General features: G+C 63.8%; 23 protein-coding genes. 12 read left to right on the forward strand and 11 right to left on the reverse strand.

Annotated features, from left to right (window positions below; translation table 11 throughout):
* Positions 1–631: 631 nt before the first annotated feature.
* Positions 632–1102, forward strand: coding sequence for a type II toxin-antitoxin system VapC family toxin (locus tag THSYN_RS12955; protein ID WP_100919519.1), 471 nt, complete (start codon positions 632–634; stop codon positions 1100–1102).
* Positions 1103–1445: 343 nt separating this feature from the next.
* On the opposite strand, the gene THSYN_RS12960 is transcribed toward THSYN_RS12955, so the two are convergent.
* Together THSYN_RS12960 and THSYN_RS12965 are read right to left on the reverse strand one after the other, a co-directional pair.
* On the reverse strand, positions 1446–1772 hold the full coding sequence (locus THSYN_RS12960; protein ID WP_100919520.1) for a HEPN domain-containing protein: 327 nt from the start codon (positions 1770–1772) through the stop codon (positions 1446–1448).
* Positions 1769–2104, reverse strand: a complete 336-nt coding sequence (locus THSYN_RS12965) for a nucleotidyltransferase family protein (protein WP_100922407.1) — start codon at positions 2102–2104, stop codon at positions 1769–1771. The genes THSYN_RS12960 and THSYN_RS12965 overlap by 4 nt, the downstream gene beginning before the upstream one ends.
* Before the next feature lie 598 nt (positions 2105–2702).
* Between THSYN_RS12965 and THSYN_RS12970 the strand changes: the two genes are divergently transcribed.
* The 8 genes from THSYN_RS12970 to THSYN_RS33815 all read left to right on the forward strand — a co-directional run bounded on the left by THSYN_RS12970 (position 2703) and on the right by THSYN_RS33815 (position 8981).
* Complete coding sequence (locus tag THSYN_RS12970) at positions 2703–2972, forward strand: ribbon-helix-helix protein, CopG family (protein ID WP_157817633.1); 270 nt, start codon at positions 2703–2705, stop codon at positions 2970–2972.
* Positions 2960–3307, forward strand: a complete 348-nt coding sequence (locus THSYN_RS12975; protein WP_100919522.1) for a type II toxin-antitoxin system PemK/MazF family toxin — start codon at positions 2960–2962, stop codon at positions 3305–3307. Before THSYN_RS12970 ends, THSYN_RS12975 begins: the two co-directional genes overlap by 13 nt.
* A 349-nt stretch (positions 3308–3656) precedes the next feature.
* Positions 3657–4265, forward strand: a complete 609-nt coding sequence (locus THSYN_RS33790; protein ID WP_157817634.1) for a zinc ribbon domain-containing protein — start codon at positions 3657–3659, stop codon at positions 4263–4265.
* 274 nt (positions 4266–4539) lie between these two features.
* Positions 4540–4923 (forward strand): zinc-ribbon domain-containing protein, encoded by a 384-nt coding sequence (locus THSYN_RS33795; RefSeq protein WP_157817635.1) that lies wholly within the window; start codon positions 4540–4542, stop codon positions 4921–4923.
* A 252-nt stretch (positions 4924–5175) separates the two neighbouring features.
* Positions 5176–6132, forward strand: a complete 957-nt coding sequence (locus THSYN_RS33800) for a hypothetical protein (protein WP_157817636.1) — start codon at positions 5176–5178, stop codon at positions 6130–6132.
* A gap of 112 nt (positions 6133–6244) precedes the next feature.
* Positions 6245–7210: a tetratricopeptide repeat protein gene (locus tag THSYN_RS33805; RefSeq protein WP_157817637.1), complete on the forward strand. Its 966-nt coding sequence runs from the start codon at positions 6245–6247 to the stop codon at positions 7208–7210.
* The gene (locus THSYN_RS33810; protein WP_157817638.1) at positions 7207–7623 is read left to right on the forward strand and encodes a hypothetical protein; all 417 of its coding nucleotides are present in this window, start codon (positions 7207–7209) and stop codon (positions 7621–7623) included. The genes THSYN_RS33805 and THSYN_RS33810 overlap by 4 nt, the downstream gene beginning before the upstream one ends.
* Positions 7624–8681: 1058 nt before the next feature.
* Positions 8682–8981 (forward strand): hypothetical protein, encoded by a 300-nt coding sequence (locus THSYN_RS33815; protein ID WP_157817639.1) that lies wholly within the window; start codon positions 8682–8684, stop codon positions 8979–8981.
* A 621-nt stretch (positions 8982–9602) separates the two neighbouring features.
* Here THSYN_RS33815 and THSYN_RS12985 read toward each other — a convergent pair.
* From THSYN_RS12985 to THSYN_RS12995, 3 genes are all read right to left on the reverse strand, one after another.
* On the reverse strand, positions 9603–10163 hold the full coding sequence (locus THSYN_RS12985) for an HPP family protein (protein ID WP_236848882.1): 561 nt from the start codon (positions 10161–10163) through the stop codon (positions 9603–9605).
* Positions 10160–10801 (reverse strand): CBS domain-containing protein, encoded by a 642-nt coding sequence (locus tag THSYN_RS12990; RefSeq protein ID WP_236848883.1) that lies wholly within the window; start codon positions 10799–10801, stop codon positions 10160–10162. The genes THSYN_RS12985 and THSYN_RS12990 overlap by 4 nt, the downstream gene beginning before the upstream one ends.
* Positions 10802–11183: 382 nt before the next feature.
* Positions 11184–14192 carry a bifunctional diguanylate cyclase/phosphodiesterase gene (locus THSYN_RS12995; RefSeq protein WP_172965273.1) on the reverse strand — a complete coding sequence of 1003 codons (3009 nt, stop codon included), beginning with the start codon at positions 14190–14192 and terminating at the stop codon, positions 11184–11186.
* 332 nt (positions 14193–14524) lie between these two features.
* Here THSYN_RS12995 and THSYN_RS13000 point away from each other — a divergent pair, with 332 nt between their 5' ends.
* The 3 genes from THSYN_RS13000 to mdoH are packed head-to-tail and all read left to right on the forward strand — an operon-like array spanning position 14525 to position 18794.
* Positions 14525–16123 (forward strand): OpgD/OpgG family glucan biosynthesis protein, encoded by a 1599-nt coding sequence (locus THSYN_RS13000; protein ID WP_100919526.1) that lies wholly within the window; start codon positions 14525–14527, stop codon positions 16121–16123.
* Complete coding sequence (locus THSYN_RS13005) at positions 16108–16689, forward strand: hypothetical protein (RefSeq protein ID WP_157817640.1); 582 nt, start codon at positions 16108–16110, stop codon at positions 16687–16689. Before THSYN_RS13000 ends, THSYN_RS13005 begins: the two co-directional genes overlap by 16 nt.
* Positions 16686–18794, forward strand: coding sequence for a glucans biosynthesis glucosyltransferase MdoH (mdoH, locus tag THSYN_RS13010; protein ID WP_100919528.1), 2109 nt, complete (start codon positions 16686–16688; stop codon positions 18792–18794). The genes THSYN_RS13005 and mdoH overlap by 4 nt, the downstream gene beginning before the upstream one ends.
* 58 nt (positions 18795–18852) lie before the next feature.
* Here the strand turns inward: mdoH and THSYN_RS13015 are convergent, their stop codons facing one another.
* From THSYN_RS13015 to THSYN_RS13045, 6 genes are all read right to left on the reverse strand, one after another.
* Positions 18853–21132 (reverse strand): TonB-dependent receptor, encoded by a 2280-nt coding sequence (locus THSYN_RS13015; RefSeq protein WP_100919529.1) that lies wholly within the window; start codon positions 21130–21132, stop codon positions 18853–18855.
* 181 nt (positions 21133–21313) lie between these two features.
* Entirely contained in the window at positions 21314–21736 is a 423-nt protein-coding gene (locus THSYN_RS13020) for an ExbD/TolR family protein (protein WP_100919530.1), read from the reverse strand.
* Positions 21733–22452, reverse strand: coding sequence for a MotA/TolQ/ExbB proton channel family protein (locus THSYN_RS13025; RefSeq protein WP_216644750.1), 720 nt, complete (start codon positions 22450–22452; stop codon positions 21733–21735). The genes THSYN_RS13020 and THSYN_RS13025 overlap by 4 nt, the downstream gene beginning before the upstream one ends.
* Positions 22453–22454: 2 nt before the next feature.
* On the reverse strand, positions 22455–23342 hold the full coding sequence (locus THSYN_RS13030) for an energy transducer TonB (protein WP_157817641.1): 888 nt from the start codon (positions 23340–23342) through the stop codon (positions 22455–22457).
* A complete protein-coding gene (locus THSYN_RS13040) occupies positions 23335–24147 on the reverse strand; it encodes an ABC transporter ATP-binding protein (protein ID WP_100919534.1) in 813 nt (270 codons plus the stop codon). Before THSYN_RS13040 ends, THSYN_RS13030 begins: the two co-directional genes overlap by 8 nt.
* Positions 24144–25208, reverse strand: coding sequence for a FecCD family ABC transporter permease (locus tag THSYN_RS13045; RefSeq protein WP_216644751.1), 1065 nt, complete (start codon positions 25206–25208; stop codon positions 24144–24146). The genes THSYN_RS13040 and THSYN_RS13045 overlap by 4 nt, the downstream gene beginning before the upstream one ends.
* Positions 25209–25246: the final 38 nt, after the last annotated feature.

Genomic DNA, 25246 nt, shown 5'->3' on the forward strand with positions numbered 1-25246 from the left:
AGTTCGTCCGCCGAATTGCGGTTAAGGCGGCAAGGTTGCCGGATAACGCCCCGCCAGCGCCGCCCGTCGCCGCGCCAGCACATTGCTTTACTCAGTAATTTGCCCTTGACAGCCCCAGAATCGCCGGTTTGTGCGGAACGCATCTTGCCCCGCGGCGTGGTCTACGCGGTAAGATTGCCGCATAAACCACTGATGGTGCAGGCTGTGGGTGCGCTCAGGGTCTTGACAGTCGCGCGGATTTTTGATCCACTGGCGAGGACCCGGCGGTTTATGAGGTAGTTCGTCCGTCGAAATCTAGCTAGGTTCACCTCGTGTACGATCAACGGGAGTTTTGCTGTCCGTATTGCAGCGCGATAATTGTGGCTGAAAAAATTCAGAATTCGTGCTATTTAGAGGAGCGAAGCCGCAACCGCATAACGAAGTTGATGCGGTTGCGGCTTCGCTCCGCTGAACGGAAAGAATTTTTTCAGCCGCCCTTGGTGCGCTGCTATTGGCTCGGCAGGCCTGAAGTTGTCTGGACGCCGGGAACCTAGCTATCGCTCAAGCTGAAATCGGTGTCGCTCTCGCTCCACCGATTCAGCTTAGCTTCTTAGTTAGCTGCGTAAACCAGCGCACAGGTACCTATTGAACCATGACTGCTACGGTCTACATAGAGTCTTCGGTCATCAGCTACTTGGCTTCAAGGCCAAGTCGCGATTTGGTTATAGCCGCGCGCCAAGCAATTACCGCCGAGTGGTGGGACGCACGTCGCCATCAGTACGACGTATTCATCTCCACGCTTGTCGAAAATGAGATCTCCAAAGGAGACCCCAACGCAGCCCAGACGCGGCTTGCGCTTGTTGACGAAATCCCCGCGTTGGATATCACTGATCAAGCCAACGCCCTGGCTAAGGACTTGATCGCGCTCGGCGCGGTGCCAAAGAACAGCGAGGATGACGCGCTTCATATCGGCATCGCTGCGGCAGCAGGCATAGACTACTTGCTAACGTGGAATTTCAAGCACATCAACAACGCTGAAACCAAACAAGCAATCGCTGCAGTCATTGAGCGCCATGGTTTCCTCTGTCCGGTTTTGTGTTCACCCGAAGAGTTAGGGCCTTAGATCATGCATGAAGATCCAATCGTCGCAGAAATTCGGAAGTTCCGTGCAGAACATGCGGAAAAGTACGGTCATGACCTTGATCGGATTTGCAACGCGCTGAGGGACCAGCAAGCGAAGTCTAAGCGTAAAGTGGTCACCCGCAGCCCCCGTTTGCTGCTCAAGCAAACCGGCCGCTAACTTTCGCCTCAAAAGCGAGCGCGCGCCACAGGCGGGTTATGGTGGCGGGTTACGGTGACAGTTTACTAAATGCACTGAATGCAAACTGTCACCGTAATTCCGCGTTGAACGCAACCCGTAATTACTGTATTTGGTAAACTGTCACCGTAATTTGTCACCGTAATTCTCAAACTATCACCGTAATTCTCTCATCGATCGGACTGCCGGTGTAATCCGCCAGCAACCGCAGGTCGGCGGCACGATTGAACGCCTTCCCCAAGGCCAGCGGCACGCGCCCGGATTTCACCCAGTGCAGGCTGAACGCGGTGATAAGACCGCTGTGACTCTTACCCGGCCTTGCATCGGCGCCGAGCGACAGCAAGCCGGCGCGCGTTGCGTCGAACATCGCGTAATAGGCCCGATTGCAGGCCCCTTCGGGATCGTCGCGCTCCGCTAGCACCTCAGCCGAGGCCAGTGCCCGGCGGGCCTTGGCGAGCAGCTCGTCGGGTGTCACAAGGGCACTCCCTCGCGCCGGATGGCCGCGATCAACGCTGGATTCGGGAAGGTCTCAGGGAGGTCCCAATCGTCTTGCCACAGGGGCAGGGGCTGGATATGGATACCGGTCTCCAACAAGACGTCATAAGCCAGATCGTCCAGCGCCAACTTGGCCGGTATGAAGGCCCCGCGCGGTCCTTTCAGCAGCAGCGCGATATCGAGATCGCTGTCCGGGCGGGCGTCGCCCCGCGCCCGGCTGCCGAACAGCCAGGCCTGGCGGAAGGGGTAAAGGCTCGCTACCGTATCGAGAAAACGCCTTGCTGCATCGAGCGTCAGCGAGTCAGGGGTCATAGCGGCGCCCATTATTCGGCCACGTCGATCATGAATAGTCCTCGCTCGCAAAGGGATCGCCCTGTCGGGATTGTCGCGACTTGGGTCGCGCCGGTGTTGGCCAATAGGCGAAGGGTCGGCACACACTGCGCCCGCAACGCGCTGTGCCTGCGCTCGCGCAGCACCCATGTCGGATCGCCTGAACACCACGGCTGGCATCGTTATAACACGTTGATACACAAGAGAACCACCTCGGCGCAGCATCTCGGCCGTCGACAGAACCGCGCCGATGCTGGGAGAATGCCCCCGGGATCGGGGCGATCCCGGCCCCAGGCCGACCTACAAACCCGTGGCCGGAATTATGATCAAGGCCCCGGTCACCCTACGGCTGCGAGGACCTGTCGGGCAACGTCTGGACGCGCAACGGGAGGCTATCCTCTGATCTCCATTCTGGAGACGGTTTACTCAATCGAGACTGGCCTCTCATACCAAATCAAGTATCCTGTCCCCGGAACTGGTCGGCCCCGGAACTGGTCCGCATCCGCACCATCGCGGAGTTGTTCGCGAAGGATCGACGGGCTATATTGTAGCCCGATCGGCGATATAACCGGAGATTGCAGTGGTAGCCCTTTCCATCGAATTGCCCGAGGAGTTGGCGGCTGCAAGCCTGGATGTCGCCCGCGGGCTCGGCGTGTCCAGGTCCGAGTTGATCCGCCGGGCGTTGGAGCACGAGATTGCACAAGCCCGCGCGGCGGCGGAGCGCCGCACCATGGCCGAGGACTTGCGGGCCATGGCTTGCGACCCCGTGGCCCGCCGTTTCGCGCAAGACCTCGACGCGGCGCTTGGCGAACCGCTGCCGCCGGAGCGAGAAGCCTGGTGGAAAGGCTGATCCGCGGCGGCATCCACCTGGCGCGACTCGACCCGGCCAAGGGCGCGGAGATCGGGAAGCTCCGTCCGGTGGCCTTGCTGTCCGCGCCGGAGATCCTGGAGATCGACTCCCCGCTGTTGTTCGTCTGCCCCTTAAGCAGCCGATCCGAGCCCCGCTATGCGTCCCTGCATGTCCCCTTGTCGCCGCGCGACGACCTGAAGGCAGAGAGTTTCGCGCTGGTGGAGCACTGCCGCGCCATCAGCCGTACCCGACTCTGCGGCCCCCCGATCGCTCGATTGACCGAGTCCGAGATCGAGGTCGTTCTGCACCGGCTTATGCGCCTCGTGGGGCTGTAGCGAGTAGTCGGACGTTTTGTTATTCCGTGGTCTGTCCCTGGTATCCCTGGTATCCCTTTTGCGCGGCAAAGTTGCCGCATAACGCCCGGCCAGCGCCGCCCGTCGCCGCGCCAGCACATTGAGTTAATAAGTAATTTTTCCTTGATAGCCCCCAGAATCGCCGGTTTGTGCGGAACGCTTTTGCCCCGCGGCGTGGTCTACGCGGCAAGATTGCCGCATAAACCACTAACGGTGCAGGGTGCGGGTGCTCTCAGGGTGTTGACAGTCGCGCGGATTTTTGATTCACTGGCGAGGACCCGGCGATTTATGAGGTAGTTCGCCCGCCGAAATCTAGTTAGGCTCCAAAGGGATGCAGATGGGAACGGTTTGTAAGAAATGCGGACACCAAAGAGCGCCAACGGACGTTGCTCCTGACTACCAATGTCCTAAGTGCGGCGCTGTATATGCGAAAGTAGAAGCGTACATCAAGAAGAAAGCTGAAGAAGAGCAGAGAAAGAAAGCGGAACAAGACAAAGCGGAACGCGATGCTCTTGCTCGTGCAAAAGAAGAAGAGCAGAAACAACTTAAGCGCGAGCAAGCTAAAAAAGCGAGAGATCGCATTGTTACACGGACCTACAGAGGAAGCCAAAAATCGGCCACCGCGGCATTTCAAGCAGACGCATTAAAGATGGCGGAAGCCGGATATTTTCCTACATCACAGATGTGGGCGCCCGGATCTTATGGATGCGGTGCATTTGTGCTAGCGATTTTTCTTTTCGTGGCACTCATCGGGATACTTGCCTTCATCTACATGCTGATTGTCAAACCGCGTGGGACACTTTCGGTGACATATGAACTCCGTGAACGGCCGGAAGATTTGCTAACACGCGGATCAGGTGATTTCAAAATCTGTCCAAGGTGCGCAGAGACTATCAAAGCCGCCGCTTTACTCTGCCGGTACTGTGGCAACGAGTTCTAATGTGTGGGGGATGGGGTCTTGCCTTTTGCCCTAAGAATGAAAAGCCTAACAAGCGGCCTCAAAAGCGAGCGGGAAAAGGGGCCAGGCTCACTTAAATCCGCCGGGCGGAGACGAGCTTAATTGAGCTTGGCCCCTTATCTGCTCAAGCGGAGCACCAACGGCAGGCCACCGGGGCCCGGCCTGTGGCACATGGTGCATTTTCACAGCCCAGGCCCTGGCGTCCTGCCGTTGGCGCCCGCTTAGCTCTACGTCAGGCATCCAAGGAGAAAACGTAATGGCAATGAAAAAATGCAAAGAATGTGGTGAACAGATCAGCAGCAAAGCTGAGAAATGCCCAAAATGTGGACACCCAAATGAAGCACAATCAAGTCTATCAGCTGTAGTAGGTCTTATTGTTTTTGGTGGGTTGTTGTGGTTCTTTTTTGGCGGAGGGTTAGAAAAGCAAGCCGCTAAAGATCTTAAACAAATTGAAAGTCAAGTGGCATGGGATCAAGTAACCCAGTACAACATTGCAAAGAGGCAAGGTGACCCAATACAAATATGCGTGCAAGCAGGAATGGTTTCTGCAGCGTATCTACAAGCAAATGATTCTTTCAATTACAATCAATGGAAAGCAACAGAAAAATCCGATTGTAGGGCTGCTGGTATGCCACAATAGGATGCCTCCGGCGTAGGAACTCCGGTTGCCCGAAAGCCCCTGCCACAAACTCGGATGTCCAGTTTTCCCGTGCACAGATGGGGTCACGCAAAGATCGGTTCAGGTCTTGCTTTTTGCCCTTGGATCATTAAAAGATTGCCTAACGGGCGGACAAAGAGCGAGCGCGGGCCATCAGGGTCGGAGTTAACGGGCCGGTGTCGCGCACGCGCGCGTCGCCTTGGTCTTTCACGTTAGGTGCGAAGGAAACGAATCGTGGCCACATGGCTACTAAGCAGACTAGCCGATCAACCCAACCCGAATTTTGCGTTGATGGGCACGGCATATTGGATGCGTGGTCTTGCAATCCTCTCCGACCCCTCGATTCTCACGAATCAGGCAATATGCGCGCCACTCTCAAAGGTTCAACGTCGCCAGCCTAGGCCGGATAAAGATACCGAAGCTTATGCGTACATGCTAATGGCGTTGCACAACCTTGCAGCCCTGAGGGAGTTCAACGCTGGCAGCGGGCGTAACAGGTACAACACAATAAGATCTGCAATCGTTGCTTGGTATTATTGCGTATATGAATGCAGTAGCGCAATGGTGCTCGCCCAATCCGGCGACTCGGCAGAGGAACACCGAACAACAGCGAGGTTATGGCACCGCCATATTGCCCAACAGGGTCTTCTTTGCGCACCGTTCTCGTTGTACTTGGACACGTTGGTCACGACGAATGTCCATCAAGCAATCCAAACGTACCGCGCAGGCAATCCTCACGATCTCTCTACAAAGCCCACATCTGATGCAGAGGCACTTGGCGCGACAATTTCGTACTTAAACGGAACAGCAGATTTCGAGAGAGATCGAGCGGAGAAGAAAATTCGAGACAGCAAAGAATTTAAAGCGCTCGGCGTCTCCAATTTTCGTACTTCGGCAGCGCGCACGCTTCGAGACAAAGAATTCGCAAAGGGGTTTGTGAACTTCCCAATCCAAGCATTCCGCTATCGTGGAAAAGCCAACTATCGCGACTCCATCTACCTGTCATATGGCGCAAACTGGAAAGACACCGTTGAGCAACTTTCTGTGGACCTAGAAGCGGTGGCCCAAGGCTTTTTCAGGAGTGCCAGTGCTCTTGTAAAGTGCCGAACCGAAAGAGGCACTTGGGATGATTTTGCTGCTGATATCAAGGCGAATTTCAAACCAGATATTGACTTTTCTGTACTCACCTAGTGATAGCACCTAACAATTGCACAAGCGCCGACGTCTTGCTGCGGCCTTCGCTCTCGCTCAGGCCGCAGCAAGACGCCGGCTGTGCAAAACGTTAGGTTCCCAGGAGCAGAATGTGAAGTGGCCATTTAGTTTCGGAAAACAATCTTCACCAAAAGCTGGGGACATCCAGAAGGTTGGCAGTCGGATGATCCGCATTGCGAGTCTGGATATGCTAGGACCGTATTCTGAATCGGAAGACGCACAGTATTTGTTGATTCGCCAGGATTCAGATCAAAAGCATGGTATTGGTGGCTATCGAACCTCAGGCAACGGAAGATTCGCGTTAGTCAGCAAAGGGAAGGTCGTCTACCTAGGAGAGTGCCAACGCCCCACAGAAGGATGCGTAGCGAATACCGGAATATTCGCTATTACGGATACGCTTTTTGGAGATAAGCGTGCATCAAAGCTCTACGTGTTTTCTTCAAGCGGCGCCTTGCGCCTTTCTCACGCATTCAAAGCCAACACGTTGAATATCGGTATTTCTGCGGAAGGCACTCACGTAGCAGCGCAACTGTGTAACAGCGATACTGAAGATTCCGGCAAGCTTTTCTTGTTTGATGTTGCTCAGTCTAAAGTGATTTCCAGCTTTACGCCAGAAACTGGCTGGGCTGACAAATATGAATTCGCTGTCGCAGAGAAGATGGTTTCTCTCTGCTACAAGAACAAGAGGCGCTACAGATACTCATTTGACGGCATCTTCCTTGATGAGAATCGGTATGATCGTGAGCGGGTTGAAGATGCATCGCCGACAGATTTGGTACTTATTGTTCGCGAAAAGTTGACTAACACTTCTAACGAACAGCTTCCTGTGCTGCTTTCGATGATTAACAAAGCTCTCGAAGCGGGCCTTTCTGACTACCCCGACTATCGAGCCCTAGCATACAGGTTCAGGGGCGAAATTCAGGAATTATTGGGTGCCGTTGAACATGCAATATCCGCCTATCAAGAGGCGCTCAAGGTTGACCCAAAGGTGGGTGTTAAACAAAAGCTCAAGAAACTGGAAAAGCAGCTTAAGCAGAGAGATGGTGGGCCGAGATGAAACGCACAATACCGATCTCGAAAGCTTCCGAAATTAGCCCGGTTCGTTGCGAACTCGTTCAGGAGGTGTTTTACAACTTCACTCAATACGCATTTATTGGGGGCGCAATAAGATCTGAACCACTAGATTTAGGGCACTTTCCAAAGATCATTGCGATTCTTAGGTTCGGAACATTAACGCAACAGGATTTGGCTGCACAATCGTTGCCAGCACAAAGGGTCTTTTATGAAATCTTAACGCAATACATCATGTTTTTCACGATGAATCCGGATTTGCTCTTCCCGCCCGACTTTTTGACTCAGTCGAGCGCTCAATCGCTCGGTCCTAATGTAACGAAATACATGGCCGACCACGAATGGCCGTTTCCGCAAATGTTGAAGAATTACGAAAGCCAGACCTTACATACGCCTTAATAGCGAGCGCGCGCCACCGGCGTTGTGCTAACTCGCAAGGTCATCAGGGGCGCACGCCGCTTTAGGCTTTACGTTATGCGCGAGTTACCGCAATCGTCATCGTTTCGCTCAGATGCAGGAAATAGAGAAGAGGGGGCGCAGGTGAAATTGCATTACAGGAACGACAACCCAAAGGGCATTACTGCGCCCAACCTCGACGCCGAAAGAAGTAAAGTCGCGCACATCACGAAACACCGCGGCATGAAAACCCCATATACCTCCGTTTCCGAGGATAAGGATTGTATACAGCATTTCGGTGGAGTGACCTACCAAACTGACCCTCAGGACATAATTTCTCACAATCATGTGTTCGTAAGCCATCCTGACTTGCTTGGTGAGTTGCAGGAGTTGGTCAGAACATCTTAAGCGGGCGGACAAAATAACTGCTTCTCGAGCGTTTATGTTGGCGCAGAGAGCTAAAGAGGCGTTAATTGACTGGCAATTTGACATTGCTTCCATAGATCGCAATAAGCGTATCACATTCTGTTACAACAACATACAGCAGTATTTCAAGCGGGTGTGAGATGAAGAATCTATATACCTGCGATAACTGCTTGTTCAATCCTTCTCAGTACCAGGAGGTTGGTGCGAAGCTCGGATATTGCTTGAAGCATGATCGATTGCTGAGGAACTCATCCCATACAACCTGCCATTATTTTCGAAGAAAGGATCTACCCTTTTTCATAGCAGAAGACGGTCATGCCGAGCACGCCAAAGACTTTCCCAGAAGTGATGGCATTGTATTTTATCACTCAAAGCACGAGGAAGATCCGAAGTATTACTCCGAGCGCCACGCGTGGCTGACCAACTCATATGATCCACAGCTACATGAAGTCGTAATCTATCATCGAATGGGAAAGAAGTGGGCTTACATACAGGCTTTCCTGTCATCCAGAAATCCGATCAAAAGCGTCATTAGCTCCTCGCTAGTTCGGCGGTACGTTCAACAGTGCGGCACTAAGAGCGACAATTACCGGCTTCTACTTTCTCTAGCCAGCGATCTTTCGGAGAGCATTGATGTGCGTCTGGAAGACTTCAGGTTCGATATTTCTAGTGAGGAATTTCCTGCCTTAAAAGAAAATTATTTGAAGGATATAGCTTTGCTGAAAGTGTATGCCATTCAAGAGTATGGCGCCATTACGGAAAACGAAGCCCTAAAGTGGGTAACTGATGAGCTAAACGGTTCACTCTTATCCTCATGGAGAGAGTTTGCTGTAGATGTTAAGGCGTTAGCGCCAATTGTTTCTAGCTACATAATTACCGCAGCCCAACGCCGCGGGACTTTTTTTCCAGAACAAAATGCCGAAGCAGACGCATAACATACGCCTCAACAGCGATCGCGCGCCACAGGCTTCGTGCTAATGCGCCAGTTCATCAGTGGCGCGCGCCGGCCTTGGTCATAACTGCGCCCGCCGGCCTCGGGGCGCAGAGCGCCCAACACATGCGTGACACCGCTAGAGCGGTGTCACGAGGGGGTGGGCTGGGCGGATTTACGATCAAGGCCGCGCGCGCCGCTTTAGGCTGCATTATGCTGCTGGTCTTGGTCTTGCGTGCGGATGCCTGCCGTAGCGCGCTATCGGCCGGATATAGGCAGGCCTGACCGATGATAAAGGCCCCTCAATCTTATAGCTCGGGCGGGTGCCGGCCAGCGAGTACCCAGAGGCGGCGGGCGGGGACGATCGCTTAGCCAAGCTAGCGCGTAAGGCGGATACCGGAGAGACGATCCGCCGATGCTTGAAGCCGGGGCGGCGGAAGTTCCTTCGGCGTCGCGTGCTTACGACCCGCGGGGCTGGTGTCGGACTGGTGCTGGTCGGCCTGTCCGGCCTGTTCGCTGGTCCGCGCAGCGGACCCTACCGGCGCGGAGCCAACTCTGCGGGTCCGGTCTTCGGCCCGACCGCTGCGTGCCGGAACGATGATCGAGCTTGGTCTTGGTCAAGGTCCTAGTACCAAAATTCCGGATAACGCCGCGTCCGCGGTATGTTGTTGACCACCAGGGCGACCACCAGCAGGATCAGCGGCCCGAGGGTGGCCGGTATGAGCACATAGAGAAACCCGAGGGCGTGGATCTGCGCGGAGCCGATCACGGCGATCAAGGCGGTGGCCCCGCCCGGCGGATGCAGGGTCCTGGTCAGGTGCATCAGGGCGATGGCCGTTGCCACCGCGACGGCCTGGGCCAGCCAGGGCTCGGCCTGCAGGAGTTGCCAACTGGCCACGCCCACCAGGGCCGACAGGGCGTGGCCGCCGATCAGGTTGCGGGGCTGGGCGAGCGGGCTGCGCGGGGTGCCGAAGAGGAGCACCGCCGAGGCGCCGAGTGAGCCGAGCATGAGCGTCAGGTCGGTCCCGGTGAGGAAGTGCTGATCGAGCCAGCCGACGGCCCCGATGCCGATGAAGGCCCCGATCCAGGACCAGATGACTTCCTCCCGGCCCACCCGCGGCGGGCCGCCGGGGGTCGTCCCGCCCATCTTGCGCAGGTAGTCCGCCACCACCGATGCGAGACTCACTGTGACTCGTCCAGGTGACAGGCGGTGAGAAAATCCTTGCGCAGCAAAAGGCCGCTGCAGCGCCCCTGGGCATCGACCACGGGCATCCCGCGGCCCGCGTGGCGGCGGAAGGCGGTCATGATCTCGCGCAGCCCGGCGTGCTCCGTGACCGTGACGGCCGGGGTGGTCATCATGGCGCTGGTCGCCGTGTCCTGACCGCGGTCCCCGAGGGTGCCGTCACCATCGAGCAGTTGCAGCAGCAGTTCGAGAAAGCTGGCGGCGCCGAGTTGGCGCAGCACGTCGGTTTCCGTCAGGACCCCCAACACGCGGCCGTCCGGGTCGATGACCGGCAAGGTCTTGACCCCTTGCTCGACGAAGGACCGCGCCGCCGCCCCCAGCGGGGTGGCGGGCGGCAGCCCGGTGATGCCCGTGCGCATCAGCCGGCCGGCGGTGAGCCCGTGGAACAGGCGTGCGACGGCGTGGGCGTGCGCCAGGTGGTAGATGATGCGGAAATCGGCCGTGGTGATGTCGAGATAGCCCGGGATGTGACGCATCGCATCCAGGATATCCGCATCCGCGAGTTCGAGCTCCGGGACGGCGTCCGCATCGGGTGCCGCGTCTTCGGTTGCGGTGGTGCTGTTGGTCGTCATAGATGCCATAGATGATTGAGCCCTGGACTGCGGCTGAACACAATCGTTGTCGTTGTCGTTGTCGTTGTCGTAATCGTGGTCGTAATCGTTGTCGCAATTGGAGAAGCGATGCACTTTGGGGTGCGAGAGAATCCGGGGCCTTGATCGTAACCCCGGCGAAGCCGCAGCGGCGAGCGCACGCGCGTAACCCTCGGACGCTGGGAGCGTCGCACCCCAGTGCGGCGCGGTCTCGCGAGCGAGCCTAGCGTTGCGTTCTGCGGATAGGCCGCGCCGCACTGGGGTGCGGCGCTCCCAGTGGCCGGAAAATGCGATCAAGGCCGAATCCGGAGCTTTACGATAGCCTCGATTACGACAACGACAACGACAACGACAACGGCGCTCGCACCGCGGGCTAACGCGTGGCGATCGGCCAGTGAAGCAAATGCACCCCCAGCGACTCGGCGTCCAGCGGCGGGCCGAACAGATAACCCTGGGCGTAGCGGCAGTCGACGGCCCGCAGGACGTTGGACTGGACCTCGCGCTCGACGCCCAGGGCCATGACTTCAAGCCCCAGGTCGCGGCCCAGGCCGATGATGGCGCGGATGATCGCCTTGTCGCGGGGGCCGCGGCCGAGCTCGCGCACGAAGGAGCCGTGGACCTTGAGCCGGTCGATGGGGACGCGGTTGAGACGGCCGAGCGCGCTGGAGCCGGTGCCGAAGTCGTCGACCACCAGGCGCACGCCCAGGGCGCGCAGATCGCTCAAGGCGGTGATGACGCGCGGGTTGTCACCCATGATGACCGACTCGGTGACCTCCAGTTCCAGGTCGCCGGGGGCAATCCCGGTTTCCTCCAGGACCGCGCGCACGGCCGGTAACAGGGTGGCCCGTTCGAGCTGCTGGATCGAGACGTTGACGGCGATCGTGGGGATCGCGAGCCCGGCCGCCCGCCAGGCGGCCAATTGCGCGCACGCCTGGGCCAGGACCCAATCGCCGATCTCGCTGACCAGACCGATCCGCTCGGCGATGGGGATGAAGCGTGCCGGCGCGATGCTGCCCAGTTCCGGGTGGGTCCAGCGCGCCAGGGCCTCGATCCCGCACAGGCGGCCGTCGGCCAGAACCACCTGGGGCTGGTAGTGCACCCGCAGTTCGTCGCGGGCCAGGGCGCCGCGCAGCGCGGTCTCCAGTGCGTGCTGCTCCTGGATGGCGGCGGTCATCTCCGGGGCGTGGAACTGGTACTGGCCGCGCCCCCGTTCCTTGGCCCGGTACATGGCCAGGTCAGCGCTCTGCAGCAGGGTCTCGGCGTCGGCCCCGTCGGTCGGGTGCAGCGCGATGCCGATGCTCGCGGAGATATGGATCGCGTGGTTATCGATAGGGATGGTCTCGGCCAACACGCTCAGACAGGCGTCGGCCGCGGTCGCGGCGCCGATGGCATCGGTCTCGCCGTCCAAGAGGATCAGGAACTCGTCTCCGCCGTGCCTGGCCAGGGTGTCGGCGGCGCGCAGGCGCTCTCCGAGCCGCTCGGCCACCACCTCCAGCACGCGATCACCGACTCCATGGCCCAGGGTGTCGTTGACTTCCTTGAAGCCGTCCAGGTCGACGAACAGGAGCGCCAGGCGCCCCGCATCGCGGCGGGCACGGCGGATGGCGTGGGCCAGGCGGTCCTGGAGCAGCACGCGGTTGGGCAGCCGGGTCAGGGCGTCGTGGTGGGCGAGGAAGTCCAGGCGCTCCTGGGAGCGCTTGAGCTGGCTGATGTCGCTGAAGACGGCCACATAGTGGGTGGTCTGGCCGCTATGGTCAGACACCGCGCTGATGGTCAGCCACTCGGGGAAAATCTCCAGGTTCTTGCGGCGATTCCAGATCTCTCCCTGCCATTGTCCGGTCGCGCTCAGCGACTGCCAGAGTTGCGCGTAGAAACCCTGGTCGTGGCGTCCGGAACGCAGCACGCGCGGGGTCTGGCCCAGGATCTCCGACTCGGCGTAGCCCGTGATCCGGGTGAAGGCCTGATTGACAGCCAGGATGCGCGCCTGCGCGTCGGTGATGATGACGCCCTCGCTGGTACTCTCGAAGACCCGGGCGGCCTGGCGCAGGCGCTCCTCGGTCTGCCGGATGTCGGTCACGTCCTGCAGGGTCCCGGACAGGATGCTCGGCCGACCCGCTGGGTCGCGCTCGACATGACCGCGGGCGTGGATATAGCAGGGTGCGCCATCCGGGCGCAGGACCTTCACCTCGTGCTCGAAGGGGGTGCCGTCGGTCAGGGCGCGGGCGATGTCGGTCTCGAACAGCGTGCGGTGGTCGGGGTCGATGAGGGCGGCGACGGACGCCAGGTCCGGGGATTCTGTGCTCGGGTCGAGCCCCAGGTTGACGGTTACCTGGGGTGACCACTGGAGCTTAGCGGCGGCGATGTCATAGTGCCAGTCCCCCAGTCGGGCCAGGCGCTGGGCCTCCAGGAGTCGGGCGTTGGTCTGCCGCAGGGCCGCGTCGGCGCGCAGGGACTCCACCCGGTCCACGATCATGGCGGCGATCGCCGTGACCATCGACTGGTCCGCCGGCGTGTAGTCCGCGGGCTTGTTGCCGACGCCCATAATGGCGACCAGGCGCCCGCTGCGCTTGACCGGGACGGTCAGTTCCCGGGTCAGGGCGACATGCCCCTCGGGTGTGCCCTTGCGGTGGGGCAGGGCAGCGTAATCGTTGTGTACGACCGGGGCGTCCTGCCGGGCACAGTCCGCCCAGACGCCCGCCTGACTCAGCGGATAGTGTCGGCGCAGGTCGGTGACCTGGCACCCTTGCGCCAGGGTCTGGGTGGACCAGGCCTGGAGGGACAGGTTTTCCTGGTCGGTGTCGATGAAATGGAAGAACGCGGCGCGACTGTCGGTCATGCGCTCGGCGGTGGCCAGCGCGGTCGCCAGCAGCGTCTCCAGATCGGCGCTGGCCGGGCCCGTGGTGAGGGCGAGGCGCGCCTGCATCAGCGCCTGGTCGCGTCGGGCCGCCGTGACGTCGCGCAGCGTCGACACCACGCCCTGGGAGAGGTCGGTCCGCTCCACGGCGGCGCAGGTCAGCAGGGTGTCGATGATCTGGCCGTCGCGGCGGCGCAGGCGAAACTCAAGTTCAATACTGCCGTCCCGGGCGAGCGTCGCATAGACCTCCTGACCGATGCGCAGGAACTCCGCCTCGGAGGTGAAGACCAGGCGCGTTGATTGGCCCAGCAGCGACTCGCGCGGGTAACCGGTCAGTTCACACAGGCGGTCGTTCACCTCCACGAACACCCGGTCCACCAGCATGAAGATGCCCACCGGAGCGCTCTGCAGCAGCACCTTCAAGCGCGACTCGCTGCTGGCGGCCGCCGCGGCGGCGCTGCCCGCAGCGTGCACGCGCTCGCCCGTCCCGACGGCGGTCGTCGGTCCGTCCCGGGGGGGCGGGGGCATGGGGGGCGCATCCGAGGGCATTGTGATTGCTGGTCTGGGGGTTGCGGGGGAGGCCGCGGCGACTCGATCGACGTTCAGCTTACCCCGAGTGTCCGTCCACAACCAGTCTTTTCGGCCCCTGTTGCGGTCCGTCCGGCGGGGCGTCGTCCGGCGATTTTTCAAAGTATCGATGAAGAACCGTGCGCGCCCCCTGCCCGCTGCCATACAATCCGCGTTTTGGCGGGGCTTTGCGGCCGGGTGTCGCGGCGCTGTCCGTGCCCTCTCCCGGGTCGCGACCGTCCGCCCCCGGTTCTTTTCTCTGCGCGACCCTGAACAGCAGGTAATTCTCTACCATGATCCCGAGACGTTGCGGATTCCTCCCCCTTGGTGCGGCCCTGGCGCTCACCGTTGCGGCGCTTACGGCAGGGGCCTGGGGCCTGGCCGCGGCTGGCCCCGCGGCCCGCGGTTCCGACCAGGGGGTGCCCGGCCACTTCACCTTCGCCTCCGTGGTGCGCCGTGCCGGTGACCTGGCGGCGGGGCCCTACCAGCCGGATCAGCCCGCGCTGCCCGCCTTCTTCGCCGACCTGAACTACGATCAATACCGCGATCTGCGCTTCAAACGCGATCAGTCCATCTGGCGGGCCGAGTCCCTCCCGTTCCAGGTCGAACTCTTCCCGCGTGGCGGGCTGTTCAAGGACCGGGTGACGATCAACCTGATCGAGAACGGCAAGGCCGTCGCGGTGCCCTTCAAGAGCAGCCTGTACAAATACGGCAATAAGGAAAATGAAAAAGACCTGTCGGAGGTCCTGTCCGAAGTCCCCGAGGATCTCGGTTTCGCCGGGGTGCGCCTGCTCTACCCGCTCAATCGCGACGATGTCTTCGACGAGCTGGCGGTCTTCCTGGGGGCGAGCTATTTCCGCGCTGTGCCCCAGGGACTCAACTACGGGATCAGCGCCCGGGGGCTCGCCATCGACACCGGGCTCGCAAGCAAGGAGGAATTCCCGATCTTTCGTGAGTTCTGGCTGGAGAAACCGGACCGCGACGCCACCTCGATCACCATCTATGCCTTGCTGGACAGTGCGAGCGTCGCCGGGGCCTATCGGTTCCTGATCACCCCGGGGCTGGAGACGGTCATTGATGTGAAGGCCCAGTTGTTCTTCCGGGAACGGGTGAAGAAGCTCGGGCTGGCCCCGCTGACCAGTATGTTCTTTCACGCCGAGGATACCGACCGCTTCATGGACGACTTCCGCCCCGAGGTCCACGACTCCGACGGCTTGTTCGTAGAGACCGGCAGCGGGGAGCGCATCTGGCGCCCCTTGGTCAATTCCAAGGGCCTGCGGATCAGCGACTTCCATGCCGACAACCCCCGCGCCTTCGGACTGCTGCAGCGCGACCGCGACTTTGCGAACTACCAGGACCTGGAGGCCCGCTACGAGAAGCGCCCGAGTGCGTTGGTGGAGCCCGACGGTGACTGGGGCAAGGGGATGGTGGAGTTGGTCCAGATCCCGAGCGACTCCGAGCGTTATGACAACATCGCGGCCTTCTGGGTGCCGGAGCGTATGCCCTCGACCAGCAAGCCCTTCGAGTACAACTACCGCCTGCGCCTCGCGGCCGATCCGGAGGCGAAACTGACCGGCGGGCGCACCCTGTCCACGCGCATCGGCGCCGGCGGCACCAGCACGCTGGATTCCAACAAGCGCAAATTCGTGGTCGACTTCATCGGCCCGACCCTGGCCGGTCTGCCGGCCGATACCCCGGTCGAGGCCGTGGTCACGACCTCCGTCGGTATCCTGTCCAAGCCGGTGGTTCAGCCCAACCCGGAGGCCCGGGGTTGGCGGCTGTTCTTTGAACTGAGCCCCGACGGCGACGGTCCCGTGGACCTGCGCGCCTACCTGAAGAAGGGTGATGACGTGCTGAGCGAGACCTGGAGCTTCCAATGGAATCGGGAATAGCGGCGGCGACGGCCGCCATGGGGCAGATCGCCGACGCGGCCCCCGTGGAGGAGTCCGGCCAGCCCGCGGCGCCCTGGGAGCAGGTCGCCGGACGGGTAGCCGACTATCTGCGCGCCCTGGGTGTCACCGACCCGGTGCACCTGGAGCGGCTCGGGTTGCGCATCCGCGAGCGTTTCGAGGCGCGTGTCGGTCGGGCCAAGCTGGAAGACCCGGTGGAGGCCGCCATCGAGGTGACCTATGCCCTGCTCGACCGTTGGTTGAGCGCCGAGTTGGGCATCGTGGGTGATCGCGACGCCCTGTTTACCGCGCGTGCGGCCGTCCTGAGCGGCGCGGTGCCGGGCTGGGCGGCGCGCTTTGCCGGGGTCTCCGAAGAGTCCTGTGCCGCCGCGATCCGCGCGGCCGGCGTCCAGGCGCTGCCCGCGGACGCGCCCCTGACCATGGTGCCGAACACGATAGAACTCTTCTGGCGTCGCGTCGGCCGGGCGATTGCCGCCGGCCTGCGGCGCCTGATCGGCCTGCTGCCGGGTGATGCCGCCGCCGATCCGCACCAGGGACCCCCGCGATGACCAGTCAATCCCGGATCGGCGTGCCCGGTCACCACTTCCGCCGTACCATCTTTTTCTCGCTGGTGCTGCTGACGACGCTGGGCGCGCTGAGCCTGTTGAGCGTCGCCTTCCAGGACAACGGCACCCAGGCCTTCGAGTTGGTCATGCTCGGTCTCTATGCGATCCTCACCCTGTGGATCAGCGCCTCCTTCTGGACCGCGACCATCGGCTTCGCCATGCTCCTGACCGGGCGTGACCATTACGCTATCGCTACTGCGGACACCCGCGGCTCCATGCCGGACGCACCGACCGGTCCGTTCAAGACCGCGTTGGTGATGCCGGTCTACAACGAGGACCCGGTGCGGGTCTTCGCCGGGCTGCGGGCGGTCTGGCAGTCACTGGTGGAGACCGGCGCGCATGAGGGGTTCGAGGTCTTCGTGGTAAGCGACACCCGCGACCCCGACATCTGGGTGCAGGAGGAACTGCTGTGGCGCCGCTGGGCCGCGGAACTCGGCGCGCCGGCGCGTCTCTTCTACCGCAACCGGGTCGAGAACACGAGCCGCAAGAGCGGCAATATCGCCGACTTCTGCCGCAACTGGGGCGGGCGCTACCGCTATATGATCATCCTCGACGCCGACAGCATCATGTCCGGCGAGACCTTGGTCGAGATGGTGGCGCGCATGGAGCGTAACCCCTGTGTCGCCCTGATCCAGGTGCCGCCGGTGCCGGTCAACCGCGCCTCCTTCTTTGCCCGCATGATCCAGTTCGCCGGCAGCCTGTACGGGCGCATGTTCACCGCGGGGCTGTCCTATTGGCAACTCGGCACCAGCAACTTCTGGGGTCACAATGCCATCATCCGGGTCGCGCCCTTCGCCGAACACTGTGGGCTGCCCAAGCTGCCGGGCCGCGAGCCCTTCGGCGGGGAGATCCTGAGCCACGATTTCGTGGAGGCGGCCCTGCTGCGCCGCGCCGGCTGGCGGGTCTGGCTGGCCTACGACCTGGGTGGGAGCTATGAGGAGATCCCGCCCACCCTGATCGATTACGCCAAGCGCGATCGGCGCTGGTGTCAGGGCAATCTCCAGCACAGCCGCCTGATCTTCGCGCGGGGCTTCAAGCCGCTGAGCCGGATCCACTTCGTCATGGGCGTAATGTCCTACATGGCCTCGCCCCTGTGGCTGATCTTTCTCGTGGTGACCGGCGTCGCCGCCTGGTTCCAGAGCCGGGTGGAACCCGTCTATTTCTTCGGCGACAACTTTTTGCCGGTCTGGCCCGAGACCTTCACGGTGGAGATGACCACGGTCCTGTGGGTGACGCTAGCCATGCTCTTCCTGCCCAAGATCCTCGCCCTGGTCCTGCTGGCCGCCAAGCGCGGCCTGCGGTCGCAGTTCGGCGGTCTGCTACGGGCCTCGCTCAGCGTGCTGCTGGAGAGCCTGTTTTCGGTGCTGCTGGCCCCGGTCTTGATGCTGTTCCAGAGCAAGTTCGTGGCGGCCATCCTGCTGCGCCAGAACGTCGGCTGGCCGGCCCAGCAGCGCGGCGACCACCAGACCGGGTTCGCGGAGGCCTTCGCCACCCATCTGTCCCATACCCTGATCGCCGCGGTGGTCGGCTTCCTCACCTACCGCTATGTCCCGTCCTTTTTCTGGTGGTTCACCCCCGTCCTCGCGGGCCTGGCCCTCTCGATCCCGGTGTCGATGCTCACCAGCCGTGTCTGGCTCGGTCAGTTCGCCCGGCGTCTCGGCATCTTCCTGACCCCGGAAGAAACGGCCCAGCCGCGGGTGCTGCAACTGCTCGACGAGAATCTGGCGGCGGCCGAAGCGCCCACCTGCGAGTCGGCCACCGGCGGCGACCTGTGGTATCGGGCCGTGGTCGACCCCTGCGCCTATGCGCTGCACGCCTCCCTGCTGCCGGACGAGACACCCAACCGCCGCCGCCGGCACTATCTGGAGGGCCTGATCTTCCAACTCCAGGACGACGGCGCCCACACCCTGAAGGCGAACGAAAAGCGCGCCCTGGTCTCCCACCGGGACGGGCTCTATGAACTGCACACCCTGCTGTGGGCGGGGCCGCGTTCCCCGAGTGCCGGGCGGACGGTGCCGGTGCCGGGCACTGGGGGCGCTGAGCACTAGTACCCCAAAGGCCACATGGCGGCCAATCACCGCGGCATGCGCGCCTCGAAATCGAAGGTCAGAAGGTCAAGGTGAGTTGTGCCACGATGGACCTCGGGGCCCCCGGGTAATAGATGGTGTTGGCGTCGCTCAGGAGCTGGTAATAGCTCGCGTTGATGAAGCCGATGTATTCGGCATCGAACAGGTTGTTGAAGCTCAGGCTCGCGGTGAGCCTGCCGCGGGGGAGGCGGTGCTGATAGCTCAGGGCCAGGTCCATCGTGGTGTAGCCGCCGACCTGCTGCGTATGGGCCGTATCGCCGTAGCGCGAACTCAGGTAGCGCACCACCGGGGAGACCGAGAAGCCGTTGCGGGTCCAGGTGGCCCCCAGATTGCCCGACCACCGGGGCACGTCCGGCACCTGGGTCCCGGCCACTGCGAGCACGCCGCCGCGCAGTAAGGGCAGGTCATCGACGAATTCATTGTGGTCCCAGGACAGCGAGCCGAAAATGTCCAGACCGGCCATGGGCGACCAGTTGCCCGCGAGCTGGGCGCCCCAGGCGCGGGTCTGCCCGACGTTCTGTGAATAGGCAACCAGCGGTCCGGTCCCGTCCGCGTCATAGGCGACGCTCTTGTTGAAATAGCGCGCGACATAGAGGGTCGGGGCGATCCAGCCACGTTCCAGGTTGATGCGCAGGCCCAGGTCCAGGGCATTGGAGGTTTCGGGTTTCATTGCCTGCCAGAGTTGGTTGGCGGTGATGCCCATGGCCTTGAACACGGGATAGCTCGTTTGATAGACCGGCCAGACATCGAAGCCGGGCGCGCCGTAGTTGCGCCCCAGACTGGCCTTGAGCGACACCCGGGGGTTGATCTCATAGCCAAGCGCCAGGAAGGGTAGTGCCTCCCTCAGGGTGAGCGGCGTGACGCTGCGCCCGGGGATCACCCCCTTCGACTGGGCCAGGGCCTGATCATAGGAGACATTCCCGATCCCCGTGGTGTCGTAGAAGTCGATCCCCGGCTGGGTGTCCTGGACATAGCGCAGCCCCCCTTGGACCTGGAGTGCACCAAAGCGGCGGTCCGCCATGGCATAGGCGCTGTTGTACTGGCGCCGGTCCGCGACCTTGGACAGGATAGACCAGGTGACCGGTCCCCCCAGGGTGCCGGCCGCGTTGGGGGTATACATCTTCCAGGCCGTCGGCGGGCCGGGCGGGTCCAGTGACTCCCACCAATAGCCGATCTTGAGATCCGTCTCGGCCAAGCGGGTGACGAATTCCAGCGTCATGCCGTACCAGTCGTGGTCGATCAGCCATTGGCGAACCTTGCCCGTCGCCTGGCCGTCCAGATAGTAGCCTTCTTCCCTGACATAAAAGGGCTTGAAGACGACTTGGGACACCTCGCCCAGGCGCCAGGACAACTCTGAGAGGATGGTCCAGTCCCTGAAATCCTGGCGGTTGTAGCCGTAATAGTTCACCGCCTCGGCCGGTTTGGCGCTGGAGGTGTCGCTATAGTCGAAGAAGCGGTACTTGCCGAGGTCCCGCGCCTGGGCATAGGTCAGGGCCCGGTAGTTATCCTGCTGCATGTCGTTGTAGGCGGCATAGACCTTGAAGTTGCCGCGCTCCCCCAGCGGCCTGGACAGGGCCGCCTCCAGGTTGGTCCGCTCCCCCGGAGAATCTCCCGGACCGCGCCACTTGGACGCGCTGGTGCGGGAGCCGGAGACGAAGATCGCGGTTCCGTCCGGCAGGCGCCCGGAGTCGAGCCGCGCGAAGGTGCGATCGAGGCTGAAGGAACCCAGGGTCTGGGATAGTTGGAGCCCGGGGGTCGCTTGGGGCCAGAGCAGTTCGGTGTTCAGCGCCCCGGTGGTGGTATAGAAGCTGAGCCGGTCCGGGGCTATGGGCCCTTGGGCCAGGGACACCGAGGCATAGTTCTCGGCATCGAAGAGCCACTGATAACCGGGTCCGGGGCCGATCCCCGAGAGTGCGAGTCCCTCGACGGTGCCGGTACCGCCGTGGGTGCTCAGCTCCCCGCGCACGCGCATCCCTTTGACGCCCCCCGGCAGGTTGGTCAGGCCATAGGCGTCGGGGGTCTGGGCATTGACCGAGGGCATGCCACTGACGGCGCGATAGGGGTTGGTGGCGCCGTCGCCGCCCCAGAGCCGGATGCCCTCGGGGTCCACCTCATAGGTGGTGGTGGTCGGGCTGGGCAGGGTGACGGCGGCGCCCTGCGGGGCGGCGGCGCTGACCTCGACGGTGGCGAGCTTGGTCGCCTCCTCGCCCGGCGCGGGCGGGGCCAGGCCGAGGGCGGCGGGCAGGGCGGCGAGCGCCAGCGGCCAGGGGGAGCGGTGATTGGTCAGGTGAGTGGACAAGCGCTATCTCCTTGGGTATATAACGAAAGGCAGTAATGGTCGAACAGGCAATCGACCTGCGCGGACGCAAGCGACGCCATCCAATGGGCGAGCGGTGAGGCGGTGCCGCACCCCGTCCGGGTGAGCGGCGCTAGGCCGTCAGATTTTTCTCTTATTCGCGTTCATTTGCGGACAAAGTCTCCTAAGGCAGCGGCCGGGGCTCGGTGACGAACCCGATATGGGTCAGCCCGGAGCGCGCGGCGAGTGCGATGACGGCGGCGACCTGCCCATAGGGCACCCGGCGGTCGGCCTGGAGGTGCAACTCGGGGACGGTAACGCCGGTGGCCGCCGCGGTCATGCGCTCGGCCAGTTCGGCTTCGGTCAGCGGGGCGGCGTTCCAGAACAGGGCGCCGTCGGCCTGGATCGTGAGGCGGATGGCGTCCGTGACCGGGGGTCGCGGGGTGCTGTCGGCCTGGGGCAACTCCAGCCCCACGCGATGGGTGAGCAGCGGGGCCGTGATCATGAAGACGATCAGCAGCACCAGCATCACGTCGATGAGCGGGATCATGTTGATCTCGGCCAGGGGGCGCGGCGCCTGACCGAAGGGGCTGTCGCCGAAACTCATGGGCGTGCCTCCCCGCTGTCGGCGAGGGTCGCGGGTGCCTCGCCGTCACGGCGGTCGGTCACGAGGACGCTCAAGAGGTCTTGGGCGAAGCCCTCCAGTCGGTCGATCAAGACCCGGTTGGCGCGGTTGAAGGCGTTGTAGGCGAGTACCGCCGGGATCGCGACCGCGAGCCCGAGCCCGGTCATGATCAGGGCCTCGCCGACCGGGCCGGCCACCTGCTCCAGGCTGCCGTGCCCCGGTTGGCCGAGACCGAGCAGGGCCTGGTAGATGCCCCCCACGGTGCCGAACAGGCCGATGAAGGGGGCGGTCGCGGCCACCGAGGCGAGCAGCGTCAGACCAGACTCCAGCCGGGTGCCCTCGTGGGCGATGCCCAGGGCCAGGGCGCGGACGATGGGTGCCTCGGGGACGCTCTGCCCAGGCGCGGGCAGCGCCCGCGCCCGGGCGCGCAGTCCGGTCAGGGCCAGGCGGGCGAAGGGTTCGGTCGGGGCCGCGGCCGCCAGTGCCGCGGCCGTGGGGGCGCCTTCCGGCAGGTCCCGGAGTCGGGCCAGGAAGGCCTGGGAGCGGCGATAACGCCGTAAGCCTTGCCAGGTCTTGGCGAGGATCTGGTACCAGGAGGCGACCGACAGGATCAGCAGCAGGCCAAGCACCGCCAGGGCCAGGGGATTGGCCTGGGTAAGGAAATGGGCCAGGCCCAAGGTGGGTAGAGGGTCGTTCACGGTCATCTCCGCAATGAAAAGGACAGGGGCACCAGCACGGTGCCGGCGACCGCCACCCCGCCGCGCCGGGCCGGGACGAAGCGCCAGCGTTGCACGGCCGCCAGGGCCACGCGGTCCAGCGTGCGCGAGCCGCTGCCGGACTGGACCTGGACCCGCTCGGGCAGGCCCGCGGGGCTCACCTGCACGCGCAGCAGCACGCGGCCCTCCTCGCCGCGGCGCCGTGCCTCCTCCGGGTAGGCGGGCGCCGGGTTGTGCAGATAGGCGGCGTTGAAACCGGGTGGGCTCGCCGGGCCGGCCGCTGGTTTAGCGGCGGGGGGGCGGGCGGGCGGGGCGGCCCTGGGGCCCGCCCCGGTGGTCGCGGTCGGCGCGCGGGGGCCAGGGTCCGCGGTGCGTGGCCCGGGTGGCGGTGGTTCGTGCGGCGGCCGCTGGACCGGCGGCTGGGGTCTGGGCGCCGGGGGCTTGACGGCCTTGGGTGGGGCCGGTCTGACCGGCCGCTGGGTCTTGGGCCTGCTCACGAGGAGCGGTGCCGGCCGCGGCGCGGCCCGCGGCGCCTCCACCGGCACCGGGTCCGGTGCGGCCGGCGGTGGCGCCACCGGTGCCGGCTCCGGCGGGGCGACCGCCGGGGTTGGGGCGGGCAGCGCGGCCGGTGCCGGTGCGGCGGCCGCCGTTTCGGCCGGGAGCCATTGGACCTCGACCAAGGCGACCGGGAGCGGCGCGGGCGGCGTCTCCAGTTGCCCCACCAAGGCCAGCCCCGCCGCGCCATGGGCGACGATGACCAAGGCGAGCAGCACCGGGCTTGACCCCGGCCGCGTGTCGGCCCGCGACCGGGTCGACCACCCGGCGTGGGGGGGCGCGGACCCGTCAGGCACCTGGTCCGCGGGTTCAGCCATGCGCAGCACGCCAGGTCGTTACCAGCTCCGGGACCAGGGCCAGGGGGCCGCCGGGGATGCGGTGCGCGCTGACCGCGAGTCCGGTGAGCAGGAGCAGATTGGCGGGGGTCACCACCGCCTCGGGTGGGCCGTCCGCCGCCAGCCGCCCGGCGTGCAGCAGCAGCACCCGATTCGCGGCGTTGAGCGCGTGATCGGGGTAGTGGGTGGACATGATCACCGCCCGGCCCGCGGCGGCGAGTTCCCGGATCAGTGCCAGCAGGCGCCACTGGTGGCCGTAATCGAGCCCGGTGACCGGCTCGTCCATGACGATGACCTGGGCCTCCTGCACCAGGGCGCGGGCGATCAGGCACAACTGGCGCTCGCCGCCGGACAGCTCGTGATAGGGGCGCTCGGCCAGGTGGGTGATGTGCAGCCGCTCCAGGGCGCGCGCCACCGCGTCCCGGTCGTCCGCCCCCAGGGTGCGCAGGAGTCCGCGCTGCGGGATGCGGCCCAGCGCCACCAGGTCGCGGACCAGATAGGGAAAGGGCACCTGATGGATCTGGGGGACATAGGCAACCCGGCGCGCCCGCTCCCGGCGGCGCCAGGCCGCCCAGGGGCGACCCTCCAGGCACAGGGTGCCGCGGCCGGGGCGCAGCAGCCCCAGCAGCAGGCGCAACAAGGTGCTCTTGCCGCTGCCGTTGGCCCCGAGCAGCGCGACGACCTCCCCTGGGCGGAGGGCGAGGCTGACCCCGGCCAGTACCGCCGCGCCCGCCCCGGGATAGCCGAAGTGCAGGTCCCGCGCCTCCAGCACCGCCGCGCCCTTCATGGCGCCCAGCCCCGCCGCACGTTGCGCAGCACCAGCAGGAAGACCGGCAGGCCGATCAGCTCGGTCACCACCCCGATGGGCAGTTCGGTGTCCGCCAGGCCGCGCGCCAGGGCGTCGGCCGCCAGCAGGAAGACCGCCCCCAGCAGGGCGCTGGTCGGCACCAGATAACGGTTGAGCGGCCCCACCAGGAGGCGCGCCAGGTGCGGTACCAGGAGCCCCACCCAGCCGATCATGCCGGCGATGGCGACGGTGAGCGCGGAGGCGACGGTCGCACAGCCGATGACGGTTGCGCGCACCGCGCGCACCGGCACGCCCAGGGAGTGGGCCGCATCGTCGCCCATCGCCAGGGCGTCCAGGGCGCGCCCCAGCAGGGTCAGGCCGAGGATGCCCGCCAGCATGGGCGGGGCCAGCCGGGCCAGGGTCGCCGCATCGACCTGGCCCAGGCTGCCCATCAGCCAGTAGACGATGGCCGGCAACTGCTCGTAGGGATCGGCCAGGTATTTGATCAGTGACAGCAGGGCCGCGAACAGGGCGCCCGAGAAGATCCCGCCGAGCACCAGCATGACCAGCGACGCGGGGCCGAAGAGGCGCCCGATCCCCACCGCGACCAGCACCGCCGCGAGCCCCCCGCCGATCGCCAGCACCTGCACCAGCCACCACCCCTGGGCCGCCAGCAGCCCCAGGGCGGCGCCGCAACTGGCCCCGGCCAGCACGCCCAGGACCCCCGGGGAGACCAGCGGATTGACGAACACCGCCTGGTAGGCGGTCCCGGACGCGGCCAGGGCGGCCCCGATCAAGGCCGCGCCCAGCACCCGCGGCAGCCGGATCTCCCACACCAGGCTGTGCAGGAGGGCGGTGCGCCCGGGGTCCGCGCCCGGGTCGGCGAACCCCAACAGGGCCCCGGCGATCTCGCTTGCGGCCAGCGGAAAGCGCCCGTAGGTCAGGGCCAGGAACAGCGCGGCCGGCAGCAGCAGGGCCAGCGCCAGCAGCCAGGCGAGCGGGTGCCGCCCCGCGGTGGGACGGTGCAGACCCGCGCGGCCCGGCTGGGCGAGGACCGCCACCCCCCCGTGCTGGGCTGCGGGACCCCTGGTCGCCGGCC

The organism is Candidatus Thiodictyon syntrophicum (assembly GCF_002813775.1).
Taxonomy (GTDB): domain Bacteria; phylum Pseudomonadota; class Gammaproteobacteria; order Chromatiales; family Chromatiaceae; genus Thiodictyon; species Thiodictyon syntrophicum.

Excerpts from the sequence above, each read along its gene's own strand:
- THSYN_RS13020 (WP_100919530.1), bottom strand. The coding sequence starts at position 21,736 with ATGAGTTTCGGCGACAGCCCCTTCGGTCAGGCGCCGCGCCCCCTGGCC.
- THSYN_RS13000 (WP_100919526.1), top strand. The coding sequence starts at position 14,525 with ATGATCCCGAGACGTTGCGGATTCCTCCCCCTTGGTGCGGCCCTGGCG.
- THSYN_RS33810 (WP_157817638.1), top strand. The coding sequence starts at position 7,207 with ATGAAACGCACAATACCGATCTCGAAAGCTTCCGAAATTAGCCCGGTT.
- THSYN_RS12955 (WP_100919519.1), top strand. The coding sequence starts at position 632 with ATGACTGCTACGGTCTACATAGAGTCTTCGGTCATCAGCTACTTGGCT.
- THSYN_RS33790 (WP_157817634.1), top strand. The coding sequence starts at position 3,657 with ATGCAGATGGGAACGGTTTGTAAGAAATGCGGACACCAAAGAGCGCCA.
- THSYN_RS12990 (WP_236848883.1), bottom strand. The coding sequence starts at position 10,801 with ATGGCATCTATGACGACCAACAGCACCACCGCAACCGAAGACGCGGCA.
- THSYN_RS13030 (WP_157817641.1), bottom strand. The coding sequence starts at position 23,342 with ATGGCTGAACCCGCGGACCAGGTGCCTGACGGGTCCGCGCCCCCCCAC.
- THSYN_RS12995 (WP_172965273.1), bottom strand. The coding sequence starts at position 14,192 with ATGCCCCCGCCCCCCCGGGACGGACCGACGACCGCCGTCGGGACGGGC.
- THSYN_RS33795 (WP_157817635.1), top strand. The coding sequence starts at position 4,540 with ATGGCAATGAAAAAATGCAAAGAATGTGGTGAACAGATCAGCAGCAAA.
- THSYN_RS13040 (WP_100919534.1), bottom strand. The coding sequence starts at position 24,147 with ATGAAGGGCGCGGCGGTGCTGGAGGCGCGGGACCTGCACTTCGGCTAT.
- THSYN_RS13005 (WP_157817640.1), top strand. The coding sequence starts at position 16,108 with ATGGAATCGGGAATAGCGGCGGCGACGGCCGCCATGGGGCAGATCGCC.
- mdoH (WP_100919528.1), top strand. The coding sequence starts at position 16,686 with ATGACCAGTCAATCCCGGATCGGCGTGCCCGGTCACCACTTCCGCCGT.
- THSYN_RS12965 (WP_100922407.1), bottom strand. The coding sequence starts at position 2,104 with ATGACCCCTGACTCGCTGACGCTCGATGCAGCAAGGCGTTTTCTCGAT.